This is a genomic window from Paenibacillus sp. AR247 (genome assembly GCF_002968895.1).
Classification (GTDB): domain Bacteria; phylum Bacillota; class Bacilli; order Paenibacillales; family Paenibacillaceae; genus Paenibacillus_AQ; species Paenibacillus_AQ favisporus.
Window position 1 is genome coordinate 137,945 of record NZ_PCZT01000006.1, and the last position, 3,529, is coordinate 141,473.

Genomic DNA, 3,529 nt, shown 5'->3' on the forward strand with positions numbered 1-3,529 from the left:
ACTTTCTTAATGCTCGTTTCCTTCATCATTCCTTCGGCGAACGGCCATTTGCCCGCATTACCGTTACAAGAAGCGGAATTTCGTACCGAATCGAGCAGTCCATCGAGCCGGTATACGGCGTGGAAGTCGGCGATGACCTTTGGATCGCTTATGATGAAGAGACGAGGGAAGCCGTGATCGTACAGTACGCTTCTGCGTAAGTATACATCGCCGGTGTTGGGAGAGGAGAGAACGACGATGAATATTGAAGATGCACAGCTGCTGCTGAAATGCCATGCTTTTACCCATGACCGCATAGAGCATTGGAAAATGGAAAACGGCTTTCTGGGCAGCCTAAGGCCCTTCCGTGGGGAGCTGCGCGAGGGGAACCTGCATGAGGTTATGGCCGCCCTGCGCGCGCTGTCGGACGAGCTGGGCCGGGACCAGGTGAACCGGGAACTGATATCCAGCCTGTGGGGCCTCTACCATTTGGCCCGGGCCTGGGCTTTGGAGCCGGAAGGCATGCTGCGTTCGAACGGCCTGCTTTCGAAGGAACAGATCGAAACGATGGAAACGTGGCTGAACCTGATATCCTATGCTGTCATGATCCTTTTGGAAAATGGCGGAGGGGAGGAAGCGTTCCAAGGTTACCGGGAATACGTGCGCAGCCGGGTTCTTCCCCTGAAAGAGGAGCTGGAAACGCTGCTCCCCGGCAAAATCCAGGACGAGGAAATCCTAGGTCTATACGATCAATATAGGGTTCATGGCGGGGTTGCACCTTCGCGTCTGGATGAATTTGAGAAGAAATTCGGCATCCTTCTGCCGGAGGATTTTCGCGCCTTTTATGAACAAAAAGACGGAAGCGGCTATGCCTTTCATATCCTTATTCCGGGTGAGGACGCGGATGAGGCGGCTCCTTTTTATCTTATGTCCCTCGCCGAAATGGAGGACGTCAAGCGATATTTCTGCGAGAGGGATGAACTGCTGGAGGAATATTATTCACCGGAGGAGATCGCCAAGCTGGATCGCGAACTCAAGCCCTACCTGTTCCACCGCCAGTGGTACCCATTTGCGAGCATGGCCGGAGGGTCGCTGTACCTGATGCTGGACCTGGATCCGAGCGAAGAGGGGACGTACGGGCAGATCATCAGCTACATCCATGATCCGGATTTCGTGTATTACACGGCCGACTCGTTCACGTCATTGCTGCGGGAGTCCAACCGCAATCTGGCCCAATTGGAGGAAATCGAATACTGATCATGCTGACATCGATATTAAACCAATATCATTCCTCCTGGAGAGGTGAGATTACACAGGGGGCAAGCGGCTGGAACAATACGACACGGTTTATCGAAGGAGCGGAGGGGCGCGGCGTCCTGCGAATTTATGAAACGCATCGGGACATCGATAAAATCCGGTTTGAGCACGCCGTGCTGGCATCGCTCGCCCAGGACAAACTGGACTTCCGCACCCCTGTACCCATACCTGCCCTAACGGGCGAAACGATCGTCCAGCTGGATGACGGGAGCGGGCGTTATGCTTGCCTCTTCAAATACATTGACGGCATCCGTCCCGAATCCACCGGTTTTCGGGCCGCGTATTCCTTCGGCGAAGCGGCGGGCTGCCTCTCCGATGCATTCAGCCGGCTCGTGGTTGCTCCGTCACCCGCCTACCGGCCCTACTATGAGCTGACCCATTCGTATCCTGGGTGCAGCCCGGAGCGGGTGGGGCAGTTCTGCATCGCGCCGCCTGAGCCTTTCCGCGGATTGGAGGGCCCGCTTCGCAGGATCGGGGACGCTCATAGAGAGGTCATCCGCGAACTTGAAGGGCTGGAGCGCCTGCCGCAGCAGCTTGTGCACGGGGACCTGAATGCTTCCAATCTGCTGGTGGATGCAGATCAGCCTGAGCAGGTTACAGCGCTGCTCGACTTTGAATTTTGCACCCGTGACGTACGGGCAATGGAGCCCGCGGTCATCCTTCCAGGGCTGCTGGGGGATGATCCCGATACCGGCATGGAGGCGGCCGTCCAGTTTTGCCGCGGCTTCGGCAGCCGCGTCCGCATGGACCCGGATGAAATCCGGGCGATCCCGGTACTGATGAAGCTGCGGAACGTGGACGTGTTCCTGCATTTTATGACCCGGTACGATGAAGGTACGGACGGCCCCGAGGTGCTGCGCGAGCAGATTCCGGCCATTGGTGCCGAGCTCGCGCGGCTGGAACGGGACAGGAGAGCGGTCGAAGCTCTGCTGGAACGATACCTGTGCCAGGAATGACATCAAAGGCGATCTTCCCTTACACGGGAAGAAGGATCGTTTCCTATTCATGCGGAGCAGCAGCAGACGTTGATGCTTGTCGACCAGGGCCTCTATCGAACGATAGGGATAAAAATTGTTGCGTGTATTTCTGTGCTTCTTCAAACCTCTTCCTGTTTCTGCAGTAGCGGGAAAGCATCATGAGAATCGACAGGAAGATGGTCTGCTCTTCCGGACGCATATCGTCATGCTGATAAGCATCAAAGCGCTCCGTCAATGGCGCGATATACTCATCGACGTTAAGATCCTGGGAAAGGGCACATTCTAAAAAGGTCAGCAATCCGGATAACGTTTCGGATGGATGCTGATTTAGAAATTGGGCGTACTCCTCGAGTTTTGAAAGATTTCCCGATAGAAGGTGTACAGACAGCGAATTGGCATAAGCATAAAAAGCATATTGGTCGAGTATCCGCTGGCTGCGTTCGCTTCCGTCCAAAAACCGGCCAAGATCTTTATACTGCTCAATACACTTCAGCGATTCCCCGTATTGCTTGTCTTTTTGATAGCCGATTCCCTTCATCAGCAGACTATATCCCTTCATCAGCAGACTATATCCTATATAATAAATAATCGGTTTTTGTGCCTGTTTATTGTGAATAAATGATTGATACGCGTCGTTGTAGAGTTGATCCGATCGCCGAATCAGAAGAGTCCAATTTTCTAATGAATAGGCGTTGTTCAAGGCGGATACGGCCGTATCCAAATTCATATCTCCATCATTTGCGCAATCGTCCATGGGGTCCTCCTAGCATTCCTATTTCTTCCAATGAGTAGAGTATATAAGGTAGGCCGGTTACGGTCAATTTATTGAAAAAAAGAACACCGGGCATGGTCGCTGCGATTTTTGCGGTTCAACAATCCAATACACGCACAAAGGCGGCCTCCCCAATATGACGGAAGGTCGCCTTTGTGCGCTACATTATTTCTTTTGTACCGTAATCGTCCAGGATGCATCGTCGATCTGTTCGAAATTCGTGACGGTGTGGCCGGCTTCTGCAGCCCAGCGCGGTATGGCTTCGGTGGCCTGCGTGCAGTCGAAGTCGATGACCAGCTCGTCGCCGCTGTTCAGCTCTTCGATCGCCTGCTTGGCTTCAATTAACGGGAACGGACAGACCATGCCCAGAACGGCTAGTTTTTGTGTTTCATGGAAGTAACCTCCTTAAGATGTGACTAGTTTAACGTAAAGTCCCTAATTAGGTTGTCGTGGTTTGCAGCGAAGCGGACTGCTTCAGCTTGGC

Annotated in this window: 5 protein-coding genes; 3 read left to right on the plus strand and 2 right to left on the minus strand. The window is 53.6% G+C overall.

From position 1 onward, the window contains the following. The 3 genes from CPT76_RS37045 to CPT76_RS05540 all read left to right on the plus strand — a co-directional run. Window positions 1-200: hypothetical protein (locus CPT76_RS37045; RefSeq protein ID WP_181152699.1), on the plus strand; the 200-nt coding region annotated here is incomplete at its 5' end. Window positions 201-237: 37 nt separating this feature from the next. Beyond that, window positions 238-1,236: an SMI1/KNR4 family protein gene (locus CPT76_RS41225; RefSeq protein ID WP_308737521.1), complete on the plus strand. Its 999-nt coding sequence runs from the start codon at window positions 238-240 to the stop codon at window positions 1,234-1,236. Window positions 1,237-1,238: 2 nt separating this feature from the next. Next, window positions 1,239-2,252 (plus strand): phosphotransferase, encoded by a 1,014-nt coding sequence (locus CPT76_RS05540; protein ID WP_105442190.1) that lies wholly within the window; start codon window positions 1,239-1,241, stop codon window positions 2,250-2,252. A 43-nt stretch (window positions 2,253-2,295) separates the two neighbouring features. Here CPT76_RS05540 and CPT76_RS05545 read toward each other — a convergent pair whose 3' ends face one another. Then, complete coding sequence (locus CPT76_RS05545) at window positions 2,296-3,027, minus strand: hypothetical protein (protein WP_105442191.1); 732 nt, start codon at window positions 3,025-3,027, stop codon at window positions 2,296-2,298. A 183-nt stretch (window positions 3,028-3,210) separates the two neighbouring features. Then, window positions 3,211-3,408, minus strand: a complete 198-nt coding sequence (locus CPT76_RS05550; RefSeq protein WP_105442192.1) for a sulfurtransferase TusA family protein — start codon at window positions 3,406-3,408, stop codon at window positions 3,211-3,213. Between the last annotated feature and the right edge of the window lie 121 nt (window positions 3,409-3,529).